Origin of the sequence: Pseudomonas sp. FP1742, assembly GCF_030687145.1 — a bacterium.
Classification (GTDB): domain Bacteria; phylum Pseudomonadota; class Gammaproteobacteria; order Pseudomonadales; family Pseudomonadaceae; genus Aquipseudomonas; species Aquipseudomonas frederiksbergensis_D.
In genome coordinates this window covers 4,375,907-4,401,373 of sequence record NZ_CP117460.1, presented here as the reverse complement: position 1 = coordinate 4,401,373, position 25,467 = coordinate 4,375,907, and the positions used below count along the sequence as shown (strand labels likewise).

General features: G+C 59.5%; 23 protein-coding genes. 13 read left to right on the top strand and 10 right to left on the bottom strand.

Features of this window, described 5'->3' with window-relative positions; translation table 11 throughout:
* Window positions 1–93: 93 nt before the first annotated feature.
* Window positions 94–1,011: a universal stress protein gene (locus tag PSH64_RS19685; protein ID WP_105346835.1), complete on the top strand. Its 918-nt coding sequence runs from the start codon at window positions 94–96 to the stop codon at window positions 1,009–1,011.
* 97 nt (window positions 1,012–1,108) lie between these two features.
* On the top strand, window positions 1,109–2,473 hold the full coding sequence (locus tag PSH64_RS19680; RefSeq protein WP_244914253.1) for an MBL fold metallo-hydrolase RNA specificity domain-containing protein: 1,365 nt from the start codon (window positions 1,109–1,111) through the stop codon (window positions 2,471–2,473).
* A gap of 88 nt (window positions 2,474–2,561) precedes the next feature.
* On the opposite strand, the gene PSH64_RS19675 is transcribed toward PSH64_RS19680, so the two are convergent.
* A complete protein-coding gene (locus PSH64_RS19675; RefSeq protein WP_305478308.1) occupies window positions 2,562–3,107 on the bottom strand; it encodes an Hsp20/alpha crystallin family protein in 546 nt (181 codons plus the stop codon).
* 146 nt (window positions 3,108–3,253) lie between these two features.
* Complete coding sequence (locus PSH64_RS19670; protein ID WP_105346830.1) at window positions 3,254–4,150, bottom strand: DMT family transporter; 897 nt, start codon at window positions 4,148–4,150, stop codon at window positions 3,254–3,256.
* Between the two features lie 89 nt (window positions 4,151–4,239).
* On the opposite strand from PSH64_RS19670, the gene PSH64_RS19665 reads away from it, so the two are divergent.
* Complete coding sequence (locus PSH64_RS19665; protein ID WP_305478307.1) at window positions 4,240–5,571, top strand: PLP-dependent aminotransferase family protein; 1,332 nt, start codon at window positions 4,240–4,242, stop codon at window positions 5,569–5,571.
* Window positions 5,572–5,637: 66 nt separating this feature from the next.
* On the opposite strand, the gene PSH64_RS19660 is transcribed toward PSH64_RS19665, so the two are convergent.
* Window positions 5,638–6,342 (bottom strand): hypothetical protein, encoded by a 705-nt coding sequence (locus PSH64_RS19660; protein WP_305478306.1) that lies wholly within the window; start codon window positions 6,340–6,342, stop codon window positions 5,638–5,640.
* Window positions 6,343–7,016: 674 nt separating this feature from the next.
* Window positions 7,017–7,655, bottom strand: coding sequence for a DUF3885 domain-containing protein (locus PSH64_RS19655; RefSeq protein ID WP_305478305.1), 639 nt, complete (start codon window positions 7,653–7,655; stop codon window positions 7,017–7,019).
* Between the two features lie 232 nt (window positions 7,656–7,887).
* Here PSH64_RS19655 and PSH64_RS19650 point away from each other — a divergent pair, with 232 nt between their 5' ends.
* The 3 genes from PSH64_RS19650 (at window position 7,888) to mqo (ending at window position 11,190) form a co-directional block, all read left to right on the top strand.
* Window positions 7,888–8,457: a YceI family protein gene (locus PSH64_RS19650; RefSeq protein ID WP_105346825.1), complete on the top strand. Its 570-nt coding sequence runs from the start codon at window positions 7,888–7,890 to the stop codon at window positions 8,455–8,457.
* 63 nt (window positions 8,458–8,520) lie between these two features.
* Window positions 8,521–9,231, top strand: a complete 711-nt coding sequence (locus PSH64_RS19645) for a GNAT family N-acetyltransferase (protein ID WP_305478304.1) — start codon at window positions 8,521–8,523, stop codon at window positions 9,229–9,231.
* Between the two features lie 318 nt (window positions 9,232–9,549).
* Complete coding sequence (gene mqo / locus PSH64_RS19640) at window positions 9,550–11,190, top strand: malate dehydrogenase (quinone) (RefSeq protein WP_105346821.1); 1,641 nt, start codon at window positions 9,550–9,552, stop codon at window positions 11,188–11,190.
* 92 nt (window positions 11,191–11,282) lie between these two features.
* Here the strand turns inward: mqo and PSH64_RS19635 are convergent, their stop codons facing one another.
* The 5 genes from PSH64_RS19635 to PSH64_RS19615 all read right to left on the bottom strand — a co-directional run bounded on the left by PSH64_RS19635 (window position 11,283) and on the right by PSH64_RS19615 (window position 16,382).
* Window positions 11,283–11,534, bottom strand: a complete 252-nt coding sequence (locus PSH64_RS19635) for a hypothetical protein (protein ID WP_305478303.1) — start codon at window positions 11,532–11,534, stop codon at window positions 11,283–11,285.
* Window positions 11,535–11,603: 69 nt separating this feature from the next.
* Window positions 11,604–12,626 (bottom strand): sensor histidine kinase KdpD, encoded by a 1,023-nt coding sequence (locus PSH64_RS19630; RefSeq protein ID WP_305478302.1) that lies wholly within the window; start codon window positions 12,624–12,626, stop codon window positions 11,604–11,606.
* A 9-nt stretch (window positions 12,627–12,635) separates the two neighbouring features.
* Window positions 12,636–14,111 carry an ATPase domain-containing protein gene (locus PSH64_RS19625; RefSeq protein WP_305478301.1) on the bottom strand — a complete coding sequence of 492 codons (1,476 nt, stop codon included), beginning with the start codon at window positions 14,109–14,111 and terminating at the stop codon, window positions 12,636–12,638.
* On the bottom strand, window positions 14,108–14,542 hold the full coding sequence (locus PSH64_RS19620) for a hypothetical protein (RefSeq protein WP_225602876.1): 435 nt from the start codon (window positions 14,540–14,542) through the stop codon (window positions 14,108–14,110). The genes PSH64_RS19625 and PSH64_RS19620 overlap by 4 nt, the downstream gene beginning before the upstream one ends.
* 250 nt (window positions 14,543–14,792) lie before the next feature.
* On the bottom strand, window positions 14,793–16,382 hold the full coding sequence (locus PSH64_RS19615) for a winged helix-turn-helix domain-containing protein (RefSeq protein WP_305478300.1): 1,590 nt from the start codon (window positions 16,380–16,382) through the stop codon (window positions 14,793–14,795).
* 260 nt (window positions 16,383–16,642) lie between these two features.
* Here PSH64_RS19615 and PSH64_RS19610 point away from each other — a divergent pair, with 260 nt between their 5' ends.
* The 7 genes from PSH64_RS19610 (at window position 16,643) to PSH64_RS19580 (ending at window position 22,548) form a co-directional block, all read left to right on the top strand.
* Window positions 16,643–17,395, top strand: a complete 753-nt coding sequence (locus PSH64_RS19610; protein WP_305478299.1) for an SDR family oxidoreductase — start codon at window positions 16,643–16,645, stop codon at window positions 17,393–17,395.
* A gap of 43 nt (window positions 17,396–17,438) precedes the next feature.
* The gene (locus PSH64_RS19605; protein ID WP_305478298.1) at window positions 17,439–17,852 is read left to right on the top strand and encodes a cupin domain-containing protein; all 414 of its coding nucleotides are present in this window, start codon (window positions 17,439–17,441) and stop codon (window positions 17,850–17,852) included.
* Window positions 17,853–17,950: 98 nt separating this feature from the next.
* Window positions 17,951–19,048: an HlyD family secretion protein gene (locus PSH64_RS19600; protein ID WP_105346800.1), complete on the top strand. Its 1,098-nt coding sequence runs from the start codon at window positions 17,951–17,953 to the stop codon at window positions 19,046–19,048.
* Window positions 19,045–20,637 carry a DHA2 family efflux MFS transporter permease subunit gene (locus PSH64_RS19595; RefSeq protein ID WP_305478297.1) on the top strand — a complete coding sequence of 531 codons (1,593 nt, stop codon included), beginning with the start codon at window positions 19,045–19,047 and terminating at the stop codon, window positions 20,635–20,637. The genes PSH64_RS19600 and PSH64_RS19595 overlap by 4 nt, the downstream gene beginning before the upstream one ends.
* Window positions 20,638–20,718: 81 nt before the next feature.
* A complete protein-coding gene (locus PSH64_RS19590) occupies window positions 20,719–21,183 on the top strand; it encodes a hypothetical protein (protein ID WP_105346795.1) in 465 nt (154 codons plus the stop codon).
* The gene (locus PSH64_RS19585; RefSeq protein WP_105346792.1) at window positions 21,170–22,063 is read left to right on the top strand and encodes a tyrosinase family protein; all 894 of its coding nucleotides are present in this window, start codon (window positions 21,170–21,172) and stop codon (window positions 22,061–22,063) included. The genes PSH64_RS19590 and PSH64_RS19585 overlap by 14 nt, the downstream gene beginning before the upstream one ends.
* Window positions 22,064–22,218: 155 nt before the next feature.
* Window positions 22,219–22,548: a DHCW motif cupin fold protein gene (locus PSH64_RS19580; protein ID WP_305478296.1), complete on the top strand. Its 330-nt coding sequence runs from the start codon at window positions 22,219–22,221 to the stop codon at window positions 22,546–22,548.
* A gap of 340 nt (window positions 22,549–22,888) precedes the next feature.
* Here PSH64_RS19580 and katG read toward each other — a convergent pair whose 3' ends face one another.
* Window positions 22,889–25,186 (bottom strand): catalase/peroxidase HPI, encoded by a 2,298-nt coding sequence (gene katG, locus PSH64_RS19575; RefSeq protein WP_305478295.1) that lies wholly within the window; start codon window positions 25,184–25,186, stop codon window positions 22,889–22,891.
* Between the last annotated feature and the right edge of the window lie 281 nt (window positions 25,187–25,467).

Here is a 25,467-nt window from a genome sequence, read left to right as displayed (position 1 = left end):
GCGGCCATTAGTTGATAAAAATCAGAGCCTCACGGCCAGGGCCCACGGATACTTGAGCCAAAACCTGAAGCTATCCAGATGAGGTGGGTGAGGGTGAAAATTCAACGTTTGTTATTGATTGCCCCGACTGAAATGATCCGCACCCCGGCGTTCGAACGGGCGCGGTCCCTGGCCTGTGCAACCGGTGCGGTGCTGCACATTGTCGCTTTCGATTATGTTCAGGCGCTGGCGGCGGCCGGCCTGTTCGACCACGACGCGATGGCCCAGGCGCGGGAAGGTTACTTGCAGGTACACCGTCAGTGGCTGGAGCAGCAAGCCCGGTTTCAGCGCTGCGAAGGCGTGCAGGTGACCACTGAAGTGGTGTGGGCCAGGCCGACCCTGGCGCATCTGCTGGAGTACGTGAATGACTTCCATGCGGACCTGGTGATCAAGGACACCCACCGCGTGTCGGCGCTCGACCGCGCCTTTCACCGGCCCCTGGACTGGCAGTTGCTGCGCGACTGTCCGGCCCCCTTGCATCTGGTGATCGATGCCACACATCCCAAACCGTCGAGTATCCTCGCGACCATCGATTTGTCCCATCTGGAGGAGCTGACCCAGGGGCTCAATGACCGGATTCTCGACCTGGCCTCGAGCCTGGCCGAATCCTGTGGCGCCGCCTTGCACCTGCTCAATGTCAGCGGCTGGTCGGAGCTGGGGGAGGCTGAAGTGAACGTACCGACGGCGACACTGGGTGGCAGTTTGAGGGACGCGGTCAGCGATGCTCAACTGGAGGCTTTCGAGGCGCTTGCCGAACGCTACGGAATCGAGAAACAACAGCGCCATTTGCTGCCGGGCACTCCCTCCGAAGTGATTGCCCGTTTCGCCGAACAACATGCCTTCGACATGGTGGTACTGGGCACGACCTACCATCGCGGGATCGATATGTTCATCGGCAGCACGGCCGAAAGTGTGTTGAACCGGTCACCTTGCAGCCTGACGATCGTCAAGCCATTGCCCCGGCTCGATTGAGAAGATGCACCCGTGTGGTCTTGGTTGATAAAAATCAACTGCCCATGGGCGTAAAGGAGCGATCAATAGCGCTCCATGAATGCGCAAGGAAACGGCCATGCGAATGACATTTCTCGGTGCCGCGGGCACGGTCACAGGCAGCAAGTACCTGCTGGAACATCGCGACCAGCATGTGTTGATCGATTGCGGCCTGTTCCAGGGCTATAAACAACTGCGCTTGCACAACTGGGACCCGTTCCAGTTGCCGGTTCGCGACCTCGAAGCCATTGTGCTGACCCACGCTCATCTGGACCACAGCGGCTACCTGCCGGTGTTGGTGCGCAACGGTTATCGCGGCCCGGTGTATGCCACGCCAGCCACCTGTGAACTGGTGAAAATCCTGCTGCGCGACAGCGGCCGCTTGCAGGAAGAAGAGGCCGAATTCGCCAATCGCCATGGCTTCTCCAAACACTCTCCGGCCTTGCCGCTGTACACCGAGCAAGACGCCGAGCGGGCATTGAAATTGCTGCGGCCGGTGCAGTTGCACCACCGGGTCGATATTGTCCCGGGGATGAGCATTCTGTTGCGCGGTGCCGGGCATATTCTGGGCGCTGCCACCGTGGAAATCGTCGCCGACGGCGTCACGCTCGTGTGCTCCGGGGATCTGGGGCGGCCGAACGATCCATTGATGTTCGCCCCGGAGACAGTCGAGCAGGCCGATTACCTGCTGGTGGAGTCGACTTACGGTGACCGTCGGCATCCCGACGAGCCCCCGGAGGAACAATTGGCCGAAGTCATCACCCGTACCGCGCTGCGCCATGGCATCACGCTGGTGCCCTCGTTCGCGGTCGGTCGTGCGCAATTGCTGATGTACCACCTGTATCGCTTGCAACAAAAACACGCGATTCCCGACCTGCCGATCTATCTCAACAGCCCCATGGCCACCGACGTCACGCGGTTGTACCAGCGCTTTCGCAGCGAACACCGCTTGTCCCTGGAAGAGTGCGAAGGCATGTGCCATGTCACGCGTTTTGTGCGTTCCACCAGAGACTCCATCGACCTGGACCAGCAGCGCACACCCGCGGTGATCATCGCCGCCAGCGGCATGGCCACTGGCGGGCGGGTGCTGCACCACCTCAAGGCGCTGGCGCCCAACCCGCTCAATACGCTGTTGGTGCCGGGCTTTCAGGCGGGCGGCACCCGCGGCGCGCAGATCATCGCAGGCGCTCCGTCGGTACGTATTCACGGCAAGGACGTGCCGATCCGCGCTGAAGTGGTGCCGATGCAAACCCTGTCCGCGCACGCCGACGCCGATGAAATCATGGCGTGGTTGCGCGGCTTCAAGCGGCCACCGAAACACACTTATGTGGTACATGGCGAACCCAACGCCTCGGATGTATTGCGCCGGCGCATCAGCCAGGAACTGGGCTGGTCGGTCTCGGTGCCGGAGTACCGCGACAACGTGGAACTGAAGCCTCTTTAGTGCTCCGGCCACTGCAAAAAAGGGCCACTGCAAGAAAGCCCCTGGCCGGTTTCCCGACCAGGGGCTTTCTGTTGCGCGACAGGTGATTTCAGCTTGATTTGATTTGCACCTTTTTATCCGCGGTCAGGGCTTGAGGCTTCTTCGGCAGCGTAATGCTCAGCACACCTTTGCTGAAGCTTGCTTCGATCTTGTCGGCGTCGACGCCTTTAGGCAGGTTGAATACCCGTTCAAAGGAGCCATAGTGACGCTCTGACAGGTGATAGCCTTTCCTTTTTTCCTCCTTGTCCTCTTTCTTTTCACCCTTGATGATCAGATTGCCGTTGGACAGTTTGAGGTCGATATTCTCCTGATCCATGCCCGGCAATTCGGCGGTGATTTCGAAGCTTTCATCCTTCTCGGTGATATCCACCGCAGGCAGGCTGTGGCCGATAAAATCCCGGCTCCAGAATGGTTCGACATCAAACAGCCCACGCCGCAAAGGTCTCAGCGCCAGGCCAGGATTGAAGTCTTCAAACAGGTGGTCGACTTGTTGGCGCAGCCTTTCCAGAGGCCGCCAAGGGTCTGGCACCAGCGATTGTTGAGTGGTTTTTTCGTCGTCGGTGTGCACCGGCAGTTTTTTCGCGAAATTGGCCATTTTCATTCCTCCTCCAGTACTGCAGTGGACCGATAACATCTCGGAGGCCGGTCCACCACGGCAGAACATAAATCATGCCCTCGCATTAAAATATTAGTCCTCCTGCCGCCCGGAGGCCGACCAGCAGTCGGTTTGTTTCGCCACGTCTATTTCGAGAACTTTCGTGCCCCGGCCACGCAAAGAATCACTGCCACGGTCACCCCCAGCATGCCAAGGCTGACCTGCTCGTGCAGCAGCGTGGCCGCCAGTGCCAGGCCGAAAAACGGCTGCAGCAACTGAAGCTGGCCGACGGCGGCAATCCCGCCCTGAGCCAGCCCGCGATACCAGAACACGAAGCCGATCAGCATGCTGAACAGCGACACGTAAGCCAGGCTGAACCACGCGGGCAGGGTGATTGCCGAGAACGAGGGCGGGGCCAGGAACCAGGTTAGCGCAATCATCATGGGCAGCGACAGTACCAAGGCCCAGGAAATCACCTGCCAGCCTCCCAGGGTTTTGGAAAGCTTCGCGCCTTCGGCATAGCCCAACCCGCAGGCCAGGATCGCCAGCAACATCAGAATGTCCCCCGCAGGAGACGCGGTCAGGCCCCGGGAGAGGGCAAACCCCACCACCAGCAGGCTTCCCAGCACCGAAAAGAACCAGAACACTGGCCGGGGGCGCTCGCCACCGCGCCAGACGCCGAACGCAGCCGTGGCCAGGGGCAACAGGCCAACGAAGACGATGGAGTGCGCAGACGTTACATATTGCAATGCCAGCGCAGTCAGCAGCGGAAACCCCAATACAACGCCCAGGGCCACGATTGCCAGGGACAGAAGCTGATTCCTGGCCGGCCGTTTTTCCTTGAACAGGAGCAGCATGCACAGCGCCACAATGGCGGCGATACTGGCCCGGGCGACGGTCAGGAAAACCGGGTCGAATTCCAGAACGGCCACCCGAGTGGCCGGCAGTGAGCCGCTGAAGATGAGCACGCCGATGAACCCGTTGAGCCATCCGCTCGCGGTCGTTTCCGTGGTGTGGTGTTGCAGGTTCGATGTGCGTTCCATTGAGGATCCCCTTCATGCCAGGTTGCATGAAAGGCATCGTATGGACGAAACTCAATACAATCAAAATATTGTCATGGATACACTTGCGCATGCCTCGTTCCCGCTACAAATCTCTGGTGGATGCATTGGCGGCGAATATCCGCTCAGGACGCCTGTTGCCGGGCACGCGCTTGCCGACGCACCGTCAGTTGGCGACCACGGAAGGCCTGGCCCTGGTGACGGCCAGCCGGGTCTATGCGGAGCTGGAAGCCATGGGCCTGGTCAGCGGGGAGACGGGGCGGGGGACGTTCGTCAGGGAAACCTCGTGGTCGCCCAACCAGGCTATCGATCAACACAGCGTTGCCGCCGGCATGACCGACCTGAACTTCAACTACCCGGCGCTTCCCGGGCAGACAGAACTGTTGCGCAATGCCTTGCGCCAGCTCGCCTCGGCCGGCGACCTGGAGGCGCTGCTGCGCTATCAGCCACACGCCGGGCGCCCCCATGAACGCGCCTCTGTGGCGCGCCATCTGAGTGTTCGCGGGCTGACGGTCGAGGCTGAGCAAGTGCTGATCGTCACCGGCGCTCAGCAAGGGCTGGCGGTGACGATGATGGCGCTGTTGCAACCCGGTGACGTGATTGCGGCGGACGCGTTGACCTATCCGGGGTTCAAGGCCCTGGCCGACACATTGCACCTTGAAATCGTGCCCATACCGGTGCTCGATCACGGGCCGGATCTGCAAGCGCTGGAAAGCCTGTGCCGGCATCGACGGGTGCGGGCCGTGTACACGATGCCGACCCTGCACAATCCGTTGGGTTGGGTGATGAGTGCCGGGCAACGGGAATCCCTGGTGACGATTGCACGTGCCCATGGGCTATTGATCATCGAGGACGCCGCTTACGCCTTTCTGGCGCAAAATCCCCCCGCACCGCTGGCGGTACTCGCCCCCGAGCGGACGGTTTACGTGTCCGGGCTGTCCAAAAGCGTGGCCACCGGGCTGCGCGTAGGCTTCGTCGTCGCCCCCCTGCAGCACGTGCCCGCGCTGGAGCGCACGATCAAGGCAACCACCTGGAATACCCCGGGGGTGATGACAGCGATTGCCACCGCATGGCTCGACGACGGCACTGTCATGCAACTGGAAGCCGAAAAACGCCGGGACGCGCAGGCACGGCAAGCCGTGGCCCGCGAGGTGCTGGCGGGGCTGCGCTGTATTGGCCATCCATCGTCGTATTTTCTTTGGCTGCCGTTGTCGGAAGACGCACGGGCCGACCAGATCGCCATGGCGCTGCAGCGGGAAAATGTCTCGGTTTCAACCGCCGAACCCTTTGCCACTTCGGCCAACGTCCCCCATGCGTTCCGTCTGGCACTGGGCTCCGTGGAGATGGGCGCCCTGCGGGAGGCGCTGGAAAAAGTGAAGTGGATGGTGGGGGCTTATACATAGTTTCGTTATTACCGAAGAGTATGTGCCTGCGCCGTAGTGGTCAGTAGAGAGCCTTTATTCCAACAACTAGCGCATTACAATCTCACTGAATTTGACGGTAAGCGTCTCATCATTCCCATCTCGAAACACCAACTTGATCGCTGGTGTTTTGCTGAGTTTGCTGTTGCTCTGCTGGAAGATCAGCGTAACGCGTGTAGGTACGTTGCGAATCAGCTGAAAGCGCAGCCAGGCGTTGTCCTCGACCTGGCCCACCCGGATCGACTCGAACTTCAGTGGACCGCCAGACTCGTCGAATAGCCGGGTGCCGTCGTCGAAGCGAAAGCTGCGGTCTACGTTCAGATTGGTCAGTTCAAAAGTGCAGGTGGGCAGACGGCCGATGTTCTCGCAACCCTCCAGTTCGATGCGAATGTTATCCAGCACTTCCATGCGTTTGCCGAGCAGGTTGTTGCCTTCGTTTTCGACTATTTTGGCTTGCAGTTTGGCGAACTCGAAAGAGGGCTTGGCGTATTCGGTGCCTAGGATGAAGAAGCCGAAAGACAAGCCGGCGATCATGAAAAACTGCAACGCGCCGCGGAGCATCGGCGTGAAATTACGAATCTGCCAGCCGATTGAAACGGCTCCCAGAAACATAAATGCACTCACCAGCAGGACCACGTTTTTCCAGCTGATGAAGCTGAAACCGAACACGCTCGGGTCCGGCACGGCATAGGTGATTAACGCCCACATGGCGCCCAGCACGACGCTGAGGCCTGCCATGCCGCGGGTGATCAACGAGGTGAATTTCTGAGTGCGGGTAAGCGGTATTGCTGAGTCTTGCTGGGATATCACGGTGCTGATTCCTTGTTCCGTAGCCGATCGTCCGTCCTTGAAGGTGACTGTCAGGCTGTAGCAATATAAGACCTTGAGAAATCAAGGTCAGAGCCTGGTTGTGGCAGGGTGCCATTATCCAGTAATGGCAGGCTGGGTAAAGACGTGGGAGCACCAATCACGAGTAGGTGAATGGCTCAAGAAAAATTTGCGGATCAATCCAGAGTCTTAAACCATAAGGAATGACTGAATAGCCGTCGTAGCGACCCGAGAAGGTATTAGACGCAGCGAACTCTAAAAAACGACCACGTTTATCGTTAACGACGCGTATACCCGGGCAATCGAGCATTGAGTACCGCACTATTGGGTTTGGTAGCGGAGCCGCCCACAGCTGGACTTCAACATCGCAATCAAATTGCCAAATTGGTCAATTGCAGTCTGACAGCGCCCTGTTCGACGATGTACTGGTGCGAGATCCCGGACTCTCCTTCAGAAGGAGCAACCCCAAGTACGTTGAAAAGGTCAAACGGGTCCCATATCAGTGGTGGCATTGCACTTTCCTTTATCGAAGAGCAGTTCGGGTTGTTTCACGCCCCATCGAGCCCAAATTTTTTGGAGTCCAGGCGTCGTTGTCAGCGTTATCTACAATGGGGTTCCTGGACTCCGAATACCTCATCCATCACTGGCCGATCATGGGTTAGTAAAAAACGCTGATGTTTCTGATACAGCTGCGCCAGGGCAGTCCTGTTCGGTCCGACGACATCCATGCCGCGATCATCGTAGGGAAATGCCATAACCTGCAGGTTCAGGTTGAAAAAGTAGATGTCACAAAACGGGCGGGGCCGAATGTCTCCAAAGTCCTTCGCCAATGCACACCATAGAAAGTTCTGAAGTAGCGACAATGGGGCATGAAAGGCGACATTTGCCCAATGCTCTTCTTCATGTTCATTAAACCAATCGTCCGGATGAATGGGGTTACGCCATCGGGAATGATTCGAGGGGATCTTGATACCGGCCGCCCGAAGCTCCGCTAGAACAGGTCGGTGTGCAAATGGATTTGCTCCGGAACGAACACGAAGACAGACAACGAGCGATCCTTCCTCGGGGAATATGTCCTCGCAAATGCACCGTGCTTTTTGAAGCGCCAGGAGAAACTGTTCAATGGCAGTTCCCTTTTCGGAAAGGCTGAATCGCAAACCTCCCAGGTAGGAATAGAACAGTGGCCGTTCGAAGGCTTTTCTTTCGAAAACCTCGTCAATTTCACGCTGTAGGTTCACTACTTTACGGTCCTTCGTAAGAGGAGTTAGTAAAAGGGAGTCGGCGGCCAAGAGCACAACTTTAGGCGCATCGGGCTTTCCGGCGAGTCCAAAGACCCGTGGGGCCGGGCTTTTGAGGAGCAGGGGCTCTGCTGGGCTGGAATAACCCTCGAATATTTGCTTAAGTCCAGCTATTGCAGCCACACGGGTGCAGCACTTCAATCCCTGAAGGGCGTTCCACCCGGAGAATCCCATGCACCTTCGATTCCCGCGAGTCGCCGCAGTGCTCGCCATCCTCACGATCGGCGCCTTGCCCTGCGCCCACGCCGTTGAATACACCCGGGTGAACACCACCGCCAGCAAGATCTCCTTCACCTACAACCAGTTCGGTTCCAGGGCGTACGGCACCTTCGGCAAGTTTGACGCCACGCTCGATTTCGACACGAAAAAGCCCGAAGCAGCCCACGCCATGCTGACCATCGACCTCGCCAGCATCGACGCCGGCAGCAGCGACGCCAATACCGAGTTGCAAAAGCCCGCCTGGTTCAACACGGCGGATTATCCGGTGGCGACCTTTGAATCAACCGGGGTGAAAGCCTTGGGTAACCGCCGCTACTTGATCACCGGCAAACTCACGCTCAGGGGCCTGACACGCGTGTTGCAGGTACCGGTGCAGTTGAAGCCGGAGCGGGCCATCGGGATTTTCGATGGCGACATCATCCTTAAACGCAGTGACTTCAAGATCGGGGAGGGGGAGTGGGGCGACACGGTAGTTTCCAACGACATCCACATCCGCTTTCGCATCGTTGCCCCCGAGCGGTGATTTTCCTGCGAGGGGCTCGATCTGTGACAATGGCGGAGGAATTAACCCGGAGTCAGAAACGCAATGCCCCAGCTCACCCACTTTGCCACTCCCTGCCCGGAGCCCATCAACAGCCAGATTCTGCAGATGGTCGTCGACAACCTCACCGACATCAGCATGGTGGGCATCGCGCCGAGCAACCCGTTGTACAACGTCTATCAATACACGGTGGGCTATGAGGTTCATCTGTACCTGGAAGCGCTCGGCGGCGCCAAAGGCATTGCGGTCGAGTTGATCGTCGCCACGGACGACGAAGACCCCGGGAAAGTCATCGGCTTTGTGCTGTACCTGCCGGTCAAGGACGATCCCCAGGCGTGCGGCGTAGCGTATATGGCCGTGCAGGCCAGTCATCGGCGGCGGGGCGTCGCACGGGCGATGCTGCAAGACATGCTCGGCCGCTACCCCCATGCCGAGTTGACCTGCACCGTCGCCAAGGTGCCGTGGTTCGAGTCGATGGGCTTCCAGGTGCTGGGCGTGCGCGGCACCCAGGTGCTGATGAACACCCGTGATCACAGCACTGAAGGCCTGATGGGCCTGTTGGATGTCACATCGATCTACAGTTCCTTGGAGGTGCGGCAGATACATACCTATCTGCTGCAAAAACACGGCAAGCGGGCAATGATCGATGCAGAGAAGCAACGCGACCGGCATCTGGACCAGATGACGCGCAACGCCAAGGCGTTTGTGCTGGATCGTTTGAGCAAAGACGCCGAGCGCGGGCCTCGTCCCGTCTAGACTGTCGAGTCCTTTCGGGCGCGCAGGCTGGCCGAGGCGTGATATTCTGTCGCATTAACTTGGTTTGACTTATTCGGTTCGTACGTCCACAGACGTGCGACAGAATCAATGTCGCTCAAGTAGCTGAGCCAATAATGATAAGAAGTCAGTGCACGAGGGACATATAACTGAGGTCGATGGAGACACGTCGGCCTTGTGTGCCCTCCTTCAAATCTTTCTGAATGCAGAAACCCGCGGCACGCTGCCTGCGTACCCGTGAACCTGGGTTGCTCATGATTGAGGATTGGAGGCGGATGGCGTTTATCATAGGTGCTACAAATGTTTAAGAAACTGAACACAGCCCTGCTGGGGCTGGCTTTGTCGATGGGGATCACGTCCGCTTACGCGGAGGCAAAGAAAGTCGATGTGCTGCTCATTGGCGGCGGCATCATGAGTGCAACGCTGGGTGTATGGCTCAATGAGCTGGAACCCGACTTGTCGATGGAAATGGTCGAGCGCCTCGACGGCGTCGCCCAGGAAAGCTCCAACGGCTGGAACAACGCCGGTACCGGTCACTCCGCCCTGGCCGAGCTGAACTACACCCCGGAAGACGACAAGGGCAACGTCCAGATCACGAAAGCCGTTGAAATCAACGAAGCCTTCCAGATCTCCCGTCAGTTCTGGGCCTGGCAGGTTCAGCAAGGCGTACTGAAGAACCCGCGTTCGTTCATCAACTCCACTCCGCACATGAGCTTTGTGTGGGGCGATGACAACATCAAGTTCCTGAAAAAGCGCTACGAAGCCCTGCAAGCGAGCCCGCTGTTCGCCGGCATGCAGTACTCCGAAGACCCGGCTGTGATCAAGAAGTGGGTTCCGCTGATGATGGAAGGGCGTGACCCGAACCAGAAAGTCGCGGCCACCTGGAGCCCGATCGGTACCGACATGAACTTTGGCGAGATCACCCGCCAGTTCGTCGCGCACCTGCAAACCACGCCGAAGTTCGACTTGAAGCTGTCTAGCGAAGTGCAAGACATCACCAAGAACGCAGACGGCAGCTGGCGCGTCAGCTACAAAAACCTGAAAGACGGCACCAAAACCGAAACCGACGCCAAGTTCGTGTTCATCGGCGCGGGCGGCGGTGCACTGCACCTGCTGCAGAAGTCCGGCATTCCTGAAGCCCAGGAATACGCAGGCTTCCCGGTTGGCGGCTCGTTCCTGGTCACCGAAAACCCGACCATCGCCGAACAACACCTGGCCAAGGCCTACGGCAAAGCCTCCGTTGGCGCACCGCCAATGTCGGTTCCGCACCTGGACACTCGTGTTCTGGACGGCAAGCGCGTCATCCTGTTTGGCCCATTCGCGACCTTCAGCACCAAGTTCCTCAAAGAAGGCTCGTACCTGGACCTGCTGACCACTACCACCACGCACAACGTGTGGCCAATGACCCGCGTCGGCATCAAGGAATACCCACTGGTCGAGTACCTGGCAGGCCAACTGATGCTGTCTGACGAAGACCGCATGAATGCCCTGAAAGAATACTTCCCGAATGCCAAAGCCGAAGACTGGCGCCTGTGGCAAGCCGGCCAGCGCGTGCAAATCATCAAGCGTGATGAAGCTGCCGGTGGCGTGCTGAAGCTGGGTACCGAGATCGTTGCTTCGCAAGACGGCACCATCGCCGGCCTGCTGGGCGCATCGCCAGGCGCATCGACTGCCGCACCGATCATGCTGACCGTGCTGCAGAAAGTGTTCAAGGACAAGGTTGCGACTCCTGCCTGGCAGGAAAAACTGCACCAGATCGTGCCTAGCTATGGCACTCAGCTGAACAGCAGCCCTGAGAAGGTTGCGCAGGAGTGGGCCTACACCGCCAAGGTGCTGGAGCTGACTCCGCCGCCGGTGATTGGTCAGGCAGCGGCTCCTGCTGCTCCGGCTGAGAAGCCTAAGGCTGTGAAAGAGAATGCTGCGACGGATATGGCTCTGTAACTAGAGGCCTAATCGAAAGCCCACTGGACCGGTGACGGTCAGTGGGCTTTTTTGTGGGCGAAAGATCAAAAGATCGCAGCCTTCGGCAGCTCCTACGAGTTCGTGGTGTTTGCGTGTCGTGCCCTGCGCAGATATCGCCGATACAAAACGACACCCATGACAATCGAAAGCAACCCAACCCCCGCATTACCCAAAAGCCAAATTGCAAAGTTCCGACTTTGGTCTGCCTCGCTCTCGTAAAACGGCCCAAAGTAGCCAGACACTGCCACGAATATCAAGTTAAACGCCCCGATGGCCAGGGCAACAATAAGAATGATTAACAACGCCCCTTTAATAGTTTTCATATGACCTTCCAAAGAGAGCTTGATCCAAATACAAGCAGTAGTTTTCTGTCGATTAGCTCTAAAGAAGCATCAATGGCTCACCAGCGGCAGCATCACCACGAACTCACTTCCCTTACCATTACCCTCGCTCGTGACGGTGACCTTGCCCCCGTGTGCTTCGACCAGCTCCCGAACGACGGTCAACCCGATGCCCAAACCGGAGCCGTTGAAACCTATGGCGTGTTCGTCTTGAACATAAGGGTCAAAAATAAAAGGGAGTGCTTTAGCCGAAACGCCGATTCCATTGTCGGAAATACTTATCTTCAGAACGTCAGTCTCTACCGTGGCTGACAGCTTGATTCTGCCTTCGGCCGGAGTGTACTTGGCTGCATTCGCCAGTAGATTGTGGAGAATCTGAGCGAGGCGTCCTGAATCACCATTCACCATCAAGGTGCCATCTGGAAGATGGACGTCGAACTGCTGCTGTTGCGCGATCATCACAGGACCACACGCATCAACAGCCTCAATCAGAATTTGCATCATGTCGACATCGCGGCGATTGATTCGCAGCTTGCCCGTGCTGGCGCGGGAGACGTCGAGCAGATCGTCGACCAGCTGTGAAATATGCTGTACTTGACTCTCAATCAACTCACGCATTCGCGGCAGTTGGTCGCTGGGCAGTCGAACCATACGCTCTGCAATCATGCTGATAGGTGTTAACGGATTTCGCAGCTCATGGGCCACCATCGCCAGTACGTTTTTCTGCTGGTTCAATGCGCGCTCGGCTGTTGCCTGAAGGTCTTGAGCGCTGAGCGCAGCCATTACCAGCTGCGCATTAGCCTCGCGCAATTGCTGGTACAAACGCTGCTCCTCCAGACGAGGGGGGGGTACAGCGTCTGATTGCGCCAAGAGTATCGCCAGTACCAGCTGCTGATTGGCCTCGATCACTTGCTCGACCTGCTGGGTATCCACCAACCGGCTGCTGGCGTCGCTCAACTGTTTTTGCAGTGCTGCCAGTACGGCGCGCGCTTCAACAGTCTTTTGTCCAAGCAGGAAGAGTTCGTGAGCAGCATTGGCCATCTCACGTTCCTTCTTGCCACCGGCTTTACTCATGAGTCGGGCTCAAACATTTTTATCTCCCGTACGTACCGCTCCTGAACTCTGTCTTGTCGGTCGACCACCGAGCAGCCCTTCCTGGTCCGGCAGCATTTCGCCGATCTGCAGGCCGTTATCGTCGATGTGGTACTGGCGCAACTGATCTGAGTGGGCACTGGCGCGGACCTTGACCACGGCCATGATCCGCAACAAGCGGCTCTCAACTTCAATATAGCGTTGAACGATGATCGCATCGGTGAGAAACGCCGTGCCGTAAGGACTGAAACGCAGATCGGTGTAGCGGTCTTCCAACTCGGAGGTCATCAACACACTGACCCCGGCGCCGGTCAGCGCGGTGACCATGCGTGACAGCGACTCGCGGAAGTCCTCGCGGAAGGTCGGCGCCAGCGCCAGTTCGAAGCCCGACAGCGAATCGATCACCACGCGGGTGGCTTTCAGCCGGGTGATCTCGCTCAACAGCAACTGCACGATTTCGTCGATGGAGAGGTCCGGGGCCCGGCTGTCCACCAGACCGACCTGGCCCCTCTGGATCAGGCCAGCGAGGGTGGCATTCTGGGAGTGATTGGGCCGCTGTTCGAACACCGCGATCACGCCGGTTTCGCCATTGCGCGCGCCTTCAGCGAGAAATGTCGCGGCCAGAATGCTTTTGCCCGAACCCGACGGCCCGGCTACCAGCAAGGAATAACCACGGGGCAGACCGCCGCCGAGCATCTCGTCGAGCTGCGGCACGCCCATCTTCAGGCGCTTGATAGGGAACTCCAGCGGCGCTTCAACCGGGTTGGGGGCCGCTGGCGCAAAGACCTTGATCCCCGACGTCGCGATGCGGAAGGTATGCAGCCCCGGCAGTGTCGGTTGGCCGCGCATCTTCATGATTTCCATCTTGCGCACCATGGAATTGCGCTGAACGCTTTGACGCAGCCAGATCAGGCCATCGGCCACGGTGAAAATCGGGTTGGTGTCGGTTTCGGTGAAATATTCGCCGATCAGGAAGGTCGTCGCCTGCCAGGTGGTCATCAACATGCCCAGTTGCTGAATGAACTGCGGCAGGTTGTTGTTGGGGTTGTCCTGGGTTTGGCTGGCCAGCACCACCGAACGGAACGAGTCGACGAACACCAGCGACGGAGAGTGCGCCTCCACCTCGCTGACGATGCGCCGCAGCACTTCGTCCAGATTTCCGGCGAGGGTGTCGTTGGCCAGGTTGATATAGCGAATCGAATGGTTGATCGCTTCACTGTCGAAAAAATCGAATTGCTGTTGATAGCGCAGCATCTTCAGTGGCGGCTCGCCAAGCACCGTAAAGAACAGCGCCGGACGTTCGGGCGTCGCCAGGGCAAACATCATCTGGTGAGCGAGGGTAGTCTTGCCGCAGCCGGGAGGGCCGGCGATCAAGTTGAACGAAAACTCCGGCAAACCTCCGCCCAGCACCTCGTCCAATCCTGGCACGCCGGTGGCCAAGCGGTTGATAGTCACTTTGGTGCTCATGGCGAATTTTCCTGCGATGGGGTGTCGCTCAAAGAAGGTTCCCACACGTCACGAAGCAACCGTGCGGTGAGCGAGGGCCCGATCAGCGTGGTCAGCAGTTCGTAGAAGGTGATCAGCATCACTTCACCGAAAAACAACGCATCGGCTTCGCTTTGTTCAACGAGTACGGATTTGAGGGCAGCCAGATCCAGCGCGGCCTGCACGCGGTCATAGGTACCGGCCAGGCGCGGATGAGCGCAAGTGCAAAGCTGGAGGCTGCGGCGGTAAAGCGCGGCAACCCCTTGCGGCCCAATGATGGGCGTGAGGGCAGCGTCCATATCCTGCAAGGTTGAAACGATCGCCTGGGCGACCCTTGCAATGTCCGCGTCGGGGCCAACACGGTGCGCCAGAGAAGCTACGATCTGGCGGCTCTCTTCGCTTAGCGTGGACATGACGGACTAATATCTGATGGACAGAGCCTGATGGTACACCCTATCTCGAGTTTATCGAGACTCAGTCTGAGGCCGCATTGAAAAAGCAGTCGGATTGTCCGCTTTGGGCTGTGTCCCTTCTAGGCGGGGCGGGGCTTTTTGGTTTTTCAGATCAAAAGAATCGCAGCCTTCGGCAGCTCCAAGGGGCACCGATTGCCGTAGGGAATTCCCGCGTTGGTCTTGACCAGCAATTCAAGTCACCAGACCGCAGTCACTCCGGCAACCCAGCCAGCCGCAACCCATCCGCAAACCGCGCAAAATCCTCGGGTCGCTGGATGGGCAGCCAGTCTTTCAGGTTAGAGACGCGCAAGGACGGATCCAGTTCGTGCAGGCGCTGCATCGCTTGCTTCGCTTTGTCCATCCGTCCGCTGAGCGCGTGACTGGCCGCCATCAGGGCAACCGATGCCAGGAGGCAGGGCAGGTTCCCCAGTGCCTTTTCCGCCCAGTCAGAAGCTGGATCGAAGCGCCCGGCGAAGAAGTGCGCGAGCGCCATCCCGACCTGCATCCTGAACATTTCCGGATCCAGCGGACTCAAGCGAACGGCATGGGTCAAATCCTTGATGGCGGCATCTGCTTCGCCGCGCAGTGCGCGCAGGATACCGCCCAGGAACCAGGCGGGGGCGAGGTTGGGGTTGAGCAGGCGTGCCCTGTCGAGCAGGGCAATGCCGCCATCGACATCGCCGGCGAGATGGGCAAGTGCATGTCCGCCTCGCGTCAGCGCCACCGCATCATCCCGGCCGAGTTCTACCGCCAAACGCGCAAGTCGTGCGCCCTCGGCGATTTCTTGAGGCCGATCGGTCATCCAGCCATTCAACTTGCGCCAGAAGTGGCACCAGGCTGCCATGCCGTAGGCCGATGCAAACTCCGGATCGAGCTCGATGGCCTTGTAGAACAACGGCAGCGCTTGCTCGATGGCTTCGCGGGTGCCGTTGTGCAGTTTCGCCATGCCGCGCAGGTAATAGTCGTAAGCGTCCAGGCTTTCGGTCGGTTTGCGCTTGGCGCGCTCGATTTCCGCCCGTTCCAGTTGCGGTGCTATGGCGCCGACGACGCTTTCGGCGATTTGATCCTGCAGCTCGAAGATGTCGTGGAGCGTTCCTTCGAAGCGCTCCGCCCAGATATGCGTCCCGGTCGTCGCGTCGATGAGCTGCCCGGTGATGCGTATCTTGTTCCCGGACTTGCGCACGCTACCTTCCAGCACGTAGCGCACGCCGAGCGTCTGGCCGACGCCCTGGACGTCCACGTCCCGACCCTTGTAGGTGAAGCTTGAATTGCGCGCGATGACGAACAGCCAGCGGATTCGCGACAGGGCGGCGATGATGTCCTCCACCATGCCGTCGGCGAAATACTCCTGTTCCGGATCGCCGCTCAGGTTGTGGAAGGGCAGGACAGTAATGGAGGGTTTGTCCGGGAGGACGAGCGTGGGCGGAGGCGTTGGCTTCAAGTCCACGGGCGTGGGTTCTTCGATGTCAGGCTGTCGCGTTTCGCCGACCTCATCCACCGTTATCTCGCCGACGAAGCGGTATCCCTTACGGGGGACCGTGCGCACCAGGCGCTGCTCCTCGCCGGTATCGCCGATGGCCTTGCGCACCGCATTGATGTGGCTGGTGATCGTCGATTCCGAGACGATCCGACCGCTCCACACTGACTTGAGCAGGTCGTCCTTGCTCATGACGCGATCGCGGTTGCTGACGAGCAGCAGCAATAGATCGAAAACCTGCGGCCCGACAGCCACCACTTGTCCGCGCAAGGTCAGTTCCCGGCGCTCCTGGTCGAGCACGTAGTTTTCAAACACGAATGGCAAGGTGAGGATCCCCTGGTCGAGCGCGCCCTCGACTCCGTGTCTGAGCTGGCTATTGGTCAGTGGTCTCGATAATACGGCAGCGCTTGATCCGCTGCACCGTTCGCGGCAAGGGAGACCCGTCGAATAACTGTTTTTCTGGACGAAAAACCAAGCTTCCTTGAAGGCAAACCCAAGGCCGGTACAAGGACTTCCCTGACACGCGCTGGCACTCTCGATCTACATCGACAGCAATGGTTGCAGTCGAGAATCGGAGAGAAACCATGAAGATCGTCGTCATTGGAGGCACCGGCCTCATCGGATCGAAACTTGTGAATATCCTCCGCGAGCGCGGCCATGACGTGCTCGCAGCCTCCCCCAGCACGGGCGTGAACAGCATCACCCGCGAGGGCCTGGCCCAAGCGATGGATGGCACTGATATTGTCGTCGACGTGGCGAACGCGCCTTCCTGGGAAGACCAGGCCGTTCTCGAGTTCTTCGAAACGTCGAGCCGTAACCTGCTGGCTGCCGAGGCGGCTGCCGGGGTTCGCCATCACGTTGCCCTGTCGATCGTCGGCAGTGAACGGCTTCCCGAGAATGGCTATTTCCGGGCCAAGGTCGCGCAGGAAAACCTGATCAAGGCGTCCGGCATTCCTTACACCATCCTGCGTGCCACGCAGTTCTTCGAGTTTGTCGGCGGCATTGCGCAGGCGGCCACCGTCGGCGAGGAGATTTGCCTGTCGCCAGCGCTGATCCAGCCGATGGCGTCCGACGACGTGGTGGCGGCGCTCGCCGAGGTCACGCTGGCAGCGCCGGTCAATGGCACGGTCGAAGTCGCCGGTCCCGAGGCCATGCCACTCGACGAACTGGTCCGGCGCTTCCTGCGGGCCACTCACGACACGCGCAAGGTCGTGCCGGATGTGCATGCGCGCTACTTCGGTTCGGTGCTCGACGATCAATCGCTGACCCCCGGCAAGAGCCCGCGCCTGGGCACGATCCGCTTCGAGGACTGGCTCGCTCAGTCGACAGCTCGGTAACGGGCCGCGCGCTCACACCCCCTACACACCAAGGAGCATTGCCATGTTTACCCGATACCTCTTGGCCGCTGCCTTCGCCGCGCTGTCGATCGGCGCAGCGTCGGCCGCCGAGCCGCCCGCAGGCAAGGTGACGGTCGTATTCGACCGGCCCATTCCCAACATCCCTGGCAAGAGCATGAAGGGCGTACTCGTCGAGTATGGGCCGGGCGCCGCGTCGCCGTCGCACACCCATCCGAAAACGGCCTTCATTTATGCAACGGTCCTGGAGGGCTCGTTTCGCATCAAAGTCAAAGGCGAACCGGAAAAGATCTACAACGTCGGCGAAAACTTCGTAGAGGAGCCGGGCTCCGTGCACGAAGTCAGCGCCAACGCCAGCGACACCAAACCTGCACGCCTGCTGGCCGTGTTCGTCCTCGACAGCAACGAAAAACAACTGGTTACACCTACTAAAAAGTGAGCCGGTTAACGCGCTCATCGACGCTCGACAGCCGGACGGCAGGCAACTGCCGCCCTGTGGCTGCTGTAGGTCCTTGGCATTGAACAGGAAATGAGAACATGAACTCGCTTCAGGACAAGGCCGCCATTGCCACCGGCGCAAGCGTCGAGATCCCTGTCGTGGTGGCGCGGCACAGCAAGAGAAAGATGATCGGCATCCTGCTGTGCGTCGGCGCCGTGGTGATCTTGGCTGGCGGCTGGGCCATGGCGGTTTCAAGCGGTTCGACCTCCACCGATAATGCTTATGTGCGCGGTGACCTCACCTCGCTCGCCGCCAAGGTTGCCGGCTATGTCACGGCGGTAGAGGTCGAGGACAACCAGACCGTCCGGGCAGGTGACGTCCTGTTCCGGATTGACGATCGGGACTATCGCGCACGGCTTGCGCAGGCAGTGGCCAATGTCAGCGCTGCCGAGGCTCGCCTGACCCATGTCGATGCCGAAACCCGGCTTCAGCATTCCCTGATTCGACAGGCCGAAGCCCAGCGACGCTCGGCCGCCGCCGAGATGAATCTGGCCACCAAGACCCATGATCGCAGCCGCAAACTTATCGTCAGCAACGCCGTCAGCCAGGCCCTCGTCGATGAAACCGGCACGGCACAATCCAGAGCCGAGGCGACGGTATCGGCAGCGTCGGCAACGGTCGAGGCTCAACAGCAACGCATCGCCGTCCTTGTGGCCCAGCGAGAAGCTGCCGTTGCTGCCCTGGCGCAGGCGCAGGCCGCGCGCGATCTGGCCCAGATCGATCTCGACAGCACCGTGGTACATGCGCCTGTCGATGGCGTTATCGGTAACCGTCAAGTCCGCGTCGGCCGGTTCGTTACACCGGGTGTTTCGTTGCTCGATATCGTGCCGGTCAATGATGTATGGGTCGTGGCGAACTTCAAGGAAACCCAGCTCGAACATATCCGCCCCGGTCAGCGCGTGCGCATCACGGTCGACGGCTATCCCGACGGGGCACTTGAAGGCGTGGTCGACAGCTTTGCACCGGGTAGCGGGTCGGCTTTCAGCTTGCTCCCCACAGACAATGCAACAGGGAACTTTGTGCGTGTCGTGCAGCGGGTTCCGGTAAAGATCCGGCTTGCCCACAACCCGTTGCCGGGCCGCATCGTCCCGGGCCTGTCCGCGCGTGTCGAGGTTGCGCAAGGGGGCGGCTCATGAATACGGTTGCCAGCGCCACGCGAAGCAATGCCCGCGCTACGACAGGTGTCCTGCTCATGGCGGGCATCATGCTTGCCACGCTGACGGAAGCGATAGCCAGCACCGTTCTGTCGCTCGGACGCAGCGACATCATTGGCGACACCTATGCAACGCCGGATGAGTTTGCCTGGTTGGATATCGGCTACGTCGCGCTCAAACTGATCGGGTTCATGGCTGCCCCTTGGCTGATGAACCGTTTCGCTGCGCGTCATGTGATTATCAGTTCAACTCTGGTCATGGGCCTGGCGTGCGGCATTGCCGCCATCACTGCTCGGCTGGATCTGCTGGTTGCACTTAGAGTTATCCAGGGCTTTGCCGGTGGCATCCTGCTGGTCGGGGGGCAGGCGATCATATTTCGCGCTTATCCGCGGTCCCGTCAGCCAATCCTCCAGGCCCTGTTTGCCATGGGCTCCGTTGTCGCGCCGGCGACGCTTGCCCCGGCGCTTCAAGGGTGGTTGATCGATAGCCAATCCTGGACATGGATCTTCTTCAGCGTGGTCCCGATCGCCTTGGTGGCTACCGGGCTTGTGTTGATCGCAGACGGCCCAATGCCCGCCAAGGTCCGGTACCGTCCGTTTGACTGGATCGGTTTCTCGCTGATCTGTACCACCTTGTTCTGTTTCACCTATGTTCTCAGCCAGGGCAGCCGATGGGACTGGTTCGAGGAGCCTCGCATCCTGTGGCTAACGGTGATCGGCGCAGCGGCTCTGCTGGCATTTCTCGGCCATCAAGTGTTGGCCGAAGGGCAGGGGCTGCTCGATTTCACCCCGTTCAAATCCAGCGATTTTTCCTTCGCCTTTATCGTCAGTTTTGTCGCCGGCGCCGCCTTGTTCGGCAGCGCGTTCCTGATTCCGGCGTTCGCCCTGTCGGTCCTCGGGTTCACACCGACCGATGCCGGTCAGCTCCTGTTGCCCAGTGGCGCGTTTTTTGTCGGCGCGCTGCTCATATCTGCTTGGCTCATGCAGGCCCGCCGCGTTGCGCCGTTCGCCACCGTGCCCTTTGGAATCCTGATGATCATGGTGGCGATGTGGATGCTGTCCGGTTCGACCAGCGAAAGCGGGGCGGACGATATGATGGCAGCCATCCTGTTGCGCGGCCTGGGGCTTGGCTTCCTGTTTCTATCGATCACGCTGATCGCTTTCAGCCACCTCAACAGCCGAAACCTCGCTAGTGGAATAGGCCTTTTCAATACGGGTCGCCAGCTAGGTGGTCTTATCGGCGTCGCAGGGCTCCAGACCCTGATCGACCATAACATCGTCACCAATGCCGTGGTCCTCGGCGCCAACGTCACCCCAGGCGGCGCCGCGGTCATTGAGCGGATGACGACCACGACAGCCATGCTGGCCGTGAAAGGAATGGATGCAGCGTCCGCTGGCCGGGCAGCGACGAGCCTGCTGGGCCGGTTAGTGACAAGTCAGTCCACGGTGATTGCCTTCGACACAGCGTTCATCGCCGTGGCCCTGCTTTTTGTAATCGCTGCCCCCATTCTGGTCGGCATCAAGATCGGGTTCTCGCGATACGAGAAAGTGCGCGCTTCGCGAGCAGCGTGAGACAGCCCACCTGCCGGCGACCAACTACACTTTCTCCTGCCAGTCCGGGCAATCGCCCGGGGGCGCACTCCAGGAGGAATCATGACAAGGAAAAATGTCTCCAGCCCTGAACCCACGGCGACTAATGCCAACGTGCTGTTGAGCCCGCCCGACATCGCGGCTCTCGCCGAGATATCCATCACCGATCCTGACAAAATCCACCCTGCGTGGATCAGGGAGCAGTTTCCCGAATACGTGGACGCGCATGCAGGCCATGAGGCCAGGACGGTTCGCGAGATTAACCACAAAGGGCACGTTGTCCGGATCGTGACCACCTACCAGGTGGAGGTTGATGGGGCACCGGTGCAGGCGCATCTGTTTGTAGACGATGCAGGCCAGGTCCATACGCACGCCACCCCATTCGTTTCTTACGGATCGGCGCTCGACTTGATGACCGCGGTGATCGATGCCTATCCCGAGTCCTTCGCCAAGGGCGAGGGCGACGGGGGAGAGCACGCCGACCATCCCGCCCATCATGACCATGGAGCACATCATGATCAGGTCTAATGCTGTCAAAGATCTCGCGGCGCTTCAGAAATACGTCGAAGGGGTGAAGCGGCTCAAGGATCCCGCGCAGAATCCTTGGCCCGGGCAGGCCAATCTCTCGATTTATGACTCCTTGGTGGCCTGGCACCACCGGGCCATGATGATTTCAACGCCTGCCGGGCAGATGGCCAGGAACGCTGCGCATGGAGGCCCATCATTTTTGCCGTGGCACCGCTACTTTCTCGTGCGGCTGGAAGCGTTGCTGCGTAAAGCGGTAAGCGACCCGCACTTCCGAATCCCGTACTGGGACTGGAACGCTGACGCGGAACTTCAGGACCCCAGGACTTCACTCATCTGGTCGAATCAGTACCTTGGACAGTTCGTGGACGGGAAGTGGCGGGTGCGACTGATGGGCAATGGCCGCACCCTGGAACTGGACCGGGTAAACCGCCCCCTGGCGCGTTATTTGGGTGGCGGTGGGGCGCTGCCCAGCCGAGCCAATGTGCGCAAGGTCATCCGGGAAAATGCCGTGTATGACAAATCGCCCTATGACGCGGCGCAATCCACCGGTGGCGCGCGCAACTGCATCGAAGGATGGACCGGCAAAGAACGCATTCACAACAACGTCCATGTGTGGGTCGGTGGTGATATGGGATTGTCATCCTCGCCGAACGATCCAGTCTTCTTTCTGCATCATTGCAATGTCGACCGACTGTGGGCGGCATGGCAAGCGAAGCATCCCACGGCAACTTACGTACCCGACGGAGCGGCCCCCGCTACTTTCAAGTTCCACCGGATCGATGACCCGATGTACAGCCCTTTCCCGGAAAAGGTGACGCCGCGAGATGTCCTGAATTACAGCCAGTATTACCAATATGACACTTTGGAGGATCTGCTTTAGGTCGCTATTAATACCGCACCAGGGTGGCGGACGGGATCACTGGTTTTCAGGGTTTATTCTTGGGCCTGTATTCCGTAAATGTGGGCCATCTGTGTCTATCGGCAGCGTGGCCCGATTGATAGGGTCCATACTCACTCCAAGTTGATGAGGCAATAATGGACCTTACCGCCATCCCCTTCGGGACTACCGATTGGTCGAAGATCGAACCGGTCGAGCATGCAGGCCAGACGGGCATGGCCTATTGGCGGACCTGCCAGTTTGGTTCGATACGTGTGCGGATGGTTGAATACAGTCCCGGATATCTGGCCGATCACTGGTGCTGGAGAGGTCATATCCTGTTGTGCCTGGAAGGTGAGTTACACACAGAACTGGAAGATGGCCGCCAGTTCACGCTGACTGCTGGAATGAGCTATCAAGTGGGCAACGATGCCGAAGGGCATCGGTCGTTCACCAGCGGCGGCGCCAAGTTATTTATAGTGGATTGATGGATCGGGTGGATCAAAAGATCGCAGCCTTCGGCAGCACCTACATGTTCACGTGAAGTCTGATACGGTTATTTCTGGGCTATCTGCATCTGTTATGGAACCAGCCTCCGGCTCAGAATGACGGCACGGTCAGCAGTGGCGGTAACCGCTGCACCGCAAACTCATAACGTAGGAGGCCTCATGGGCAAGATGGCAATTTTCCTGGGTGGATTTCTGGTGTTGACCATTTTGATTGGTGCGCTGGCCACGATCTCTCCCGCTTAATCTCTTCCTGCGATCAGCAAAAAGCACAACGCCTCCACACAGGGAGGCGTTGCGGGTTTCAGCATTACCGTTCGCGTTACATAAGCTCGAAGCGATCCAGGTTCATCACCTTGACCCACGCCGCCACGAAGTCTTTCACAAACTTCTCCTTCGCATCGTTGCAGGCATAGACCTCCGCCAGCGCCCTCAGCTGCGCATTGGAGCCAAACACCAGGTCGACGCGCGTTCCGGTCCATTTGAGGTCGCCGGTTTTGCGGTCGCGTCCTTCAAACTCTTCATTGGCCTCCGACACCGGTTTCCATTCCACGCCCATGTCGAGCAGGTTTTTGAAGAAGTCGTTGGTCAGCGCTTCCGGCTGCTTGGTGAACACGCCATGTTGGGTTTGGCCGACGTTGGTGTTCAGCACGCGCAGGCCACCGATGAGCACGGTCATTTCTGGCGCGGTGAGTGTCAGCAGTTGCGCCTTGTCGATCAGTAAGGCTTCGGCCGGTACGCTGTAGCGGGTTTTGAGGTAGTTACGGAAACCATCGGCGGCGGGTTCGAGGTAGCCGAAGGACTCCACGTCCGTTTGCTCTTGCGAGGCGTCCATCCGCCCTGGGGTGAAAGGCACCGTGAGAGTGAGGCCGGCATTTTTCGCCGCCTGTTCGACGCCGGCACAACCGGCCAGCACGATCAGGTCGGCCAGGGAGATTTTCTTGCCGCCGGTTTGTGCGCTGTTGAACTCGTTCTGGATGCTCTCGAGTTTCGCCAGCACGCTTGCCATTTGATCAGGCTGGTTGACCTGCCAGGATTTCTGCGGGGCCAGGCGCAGGCGTCCGCCGTTGGCGCCGCCGCGTTTGTCGGAGCCGCGGAAGGTGGAGGCCGCTGCCCAGGCGGTTGACACCAGTTGCGAGACGGTCAGGCCGCTGGCCAGGAGCTTGCCTTTGAGTGCGGCGATGTCGCTGTCGTTGACCAAGGGGTGGTCGACCGGCGGGATCGGGTCTTGCCACAGGAGTACTTCGTTGGGCATTTCCGGGCCGAGGTAGCGGGAGAGGGGGCCCATGTCGCGGTGGATCAGTTTGAACCAGGCGCGGGCGAAGGCGTCGGCCAACTGATCCGGATTGGCGAGGAAGCGCCGCGAAATCGGTTCATAGATCGGGTCGAATCGCAGCGACAGGTCCGTGGTCAGCATGGTCGGATTACGCCGCTTGGACGGATCGTGAGCATCCGGAATGATGCCCGCGCCGGCACCACCTTTCGCCGTCCACTGGTTGGCACCCGCCGGGCTCTTGGTCAGTTCCCACTCGAAGCCGAACAGGTTTTCCAGGTAGTTGTTGCTCCATTTGGTGGGCGTGGTGGTCCAGGTCACTTCCAGGCCGCTGGTGATGGTGTCGCCGCCTTTACCGCTGCCGAAGGTGCTCTTCCAGCCCAGGCCCTGTTGTTCAAGGCCAGCGGCTTCGGGCTCGGGACCGACGTTGTCGGCAGGGCCGGCACCGTGGGTTTTGCCGAAGGCGTGGCCGCCGGCGATCAGTGCCACGGTTTCTTCGTCGTTCATGGCCATGCGCCCGAAGGTCTCGCGGATGTCCACCGCCGCAGCGAGCGGGTCCGGTTTGCCTTCCGGGCCTTCCGGGTTGACGTAGATCAGGCCCATTTGCACGGCGGCGAGCGGATTCTCCAGGTTGCGTCCGCCCTCGGTGCGGCTGTCCTCATTTTTCCCCGGCTCAGCGACGAGAGGGCCTTCGCCGGGTTCTTGCATGGGCTCTTTTTTGTCTTTTTCGTAGCGGGTGTCACCTGCCAGCCACTTGTTTTCGGAGCCCCAGTAGACGGCCTCATCCGGTTCCCAGACGTCTGGCCGGCCGCCGGAAAAGCCAAAGGTCTTGAAGCCCATGGACTCCAGTGCGACGTTGCCGGTGAGGACGATCAGGTCAGCCCAGGAGATGTTGCGACCGTACTTTTGCTTGATCGGCCAAAGCAGCCGGCGCGCCTTGTCGAGGCTGACGTTGTCCGGCCAACTGTTGAGCGGTGCAAAGCGCTGCTGACCGGAGCCGGCACCGCCACGACCGTCACCGACGCGGTAGGTGCCAGCGGCGTGCCAGGCCATGCGAATAAACAGCGGCCCATAGTGGCCGAAGTCTGCCGGCCACCAGTCTTGCGAGTCGGTCATCAGTGCATGCAGGTCTTGCTTGAGTGCCTGAAAGTCCAGATTTTTGAACGCTTCGGCGTAGTTGTAACCCTCGTCCGTGGGGTCCGACAGCCGCGAGTTCTGGTGCAGGATCTTCAGATTCAGTTGGTTGGGCCACCAATCGCGGTTCGTCGTGCCACCGCCAGCGGCGGCGTGATTGAACGGGCATTTCGATTCATTTGCCATGTATGCGCTACCTTTGGTCGTGTTCATCCGGCTATCCGGCCCGGGGTTGGGCACGCAATAGCGACGAGCGGAATCAATGACATAGGCTGCAGCCGTGCGATCAATTGATCGTCGTGGTCACACGGGAAATCCGGATAGCGGCAATCGAGTTGCCAGCACGGTGGCCCACGGCAAGCCTAGTACGCTTTCTGACTCATTCGTATCTTTTCTCAGGTCTCAACCGGCCAGCTTGCGCCAGCGCTCCAGTAAGGTTAGACCCCGATAAAGCAGTCGGCTAATAGGGGGAGTATTGGGGGGTGATAGGGATA

Bases quoted from the DNA above. Each gene is read 5' to 3' on its own strand.
- katG (WP_305478295.1), bottom strand. From the start codon at position 25,186: ATGAACACGACCAAAGGTAGCGCATACATGGCAAATGAATCGAAATGC.
- PSH64_RS19620 (WP_225602876.1), bottom strand. From the start codon at position 14,542: ATGTCCACGCTAAGCGAAGAGAGCCGCCAGATCGTAGCTTCTCTGGCG.
- PSH64_RS19670 (WP_105346830.1), bottom strand. From the start codon at position 4,150: ATGGAACGCACATCGAACCTGCAACACCACACCACGGAAACGACCGCG.
- PSH64_RS19605 (WP_305478298.1), top strand. From the start codon at position 17,439: ATGTTTACCCGATACCTCTTGGCCGCTGCCTTCGCCGCGCTGTCGATC.
- PSH64_RS19635 (WP_305478303.1), bottom strand. From the start codon at position 11,534: ATGAAAACTATTAAAGGGGCGTTGTTAATCATTCTTATTGTTGCCCTG.
- PSH64_RS19650 (WP_105346825.1), top strand. From the start codon at position 7,888: ATGCACCTTCGATTCCCGCGAGTCGCCGCAGTGCTCGCCATCCTCACG.
- PSH64_RS19600 (WP_105346800.1), top strand. From the start codon at position 17,951: ATGAACTCGCTTCAGGACAAGGCCGCCATTGCCACCGGCGCAAGCGTC.
- PSH64_RS19675 (WP_305478308.1), bottom strand. From the start codon at position 3,107: ATGGCCAATTTCGCGAAAAAACTGCCGGTGCACACCGACGACGAAAAA.
- PSH64_RS19680 (WP_244914253.1), top strand. From the start codon at position 1,109: ATGCGAATGACATTTCTCGGTGCCGCGGGCACGGTCACAGGCAGCAAG.
- PSH64_RS19590 (WP_105346795.1), top strand. From the start codon at position 20,719: ATGACAAGGAAAAATGTCTCCAGCCCTGAACCCACGGCGACTAATGCC.
- PSH64_RS19610 (WP_305478299.1), top strand. From the start codon at position 16,643: ATGAAGATCGTCGTCATTGGAGGCACCGGCCTCATCGGATCGAAACTT.
- PSH64_RS19630 (WP_305478302.1), bottom strand. From the start codon at position 12,626: ATGAGTAAAGCCGGTGGCAAGAAGGAACGTGAGATGGCCAATGCTGCT.
- mqo (WP_105346821.1), top strand. From the start codon at position 9,550: ATGTTTAAGAAACTGAACACAGCCCTGCTGGGGCTGGCTTTGTCGATG.
- PSH64_RS19580 (WP_305478296.1), top strand. From the start codon at position 22,219: ATGGACCTTACCGCCATCCCCTTCGGGACTACCGATTGGTCGAAGATC.
- PSH64_RS19625 (WP_305478301.1), bottom strand. From the start codon at position 14,111: ATGAGCACCAAAGTGACTATCAACCGCTTGGCCACCGGCGTGCCAGGA.
- PSH64_RS19645 (WP_305478304.1), top strand. From the start codon at position 8,521: ATGCCCCAGCTCACCCACTTTGCCACTCCCTGCCCGGAGCCCATCAAC.
- PSH64_RS19665 (WP_305478307.1), top strand. From the start codon at position 4,240: ATGCCTCGTTCCCGCTACAAATCTCTGGTGGATGCATTGGCGGCGAAT.
- PSH64_RS19585 (WP_105346792.1), top strand. From the start codon at position 21,170: ATGATCAGGTCTAATGCTGTCAAAGATCTCGCGGCGCTTCAGAAATAC.
- PSH64_RS19595 (WP_305478297.1), top strand. From the start codon at position 19,045: ATGAATACGGTTGCCAGCGCCACGCGAAGCAATGCCCGCGCTACGACA.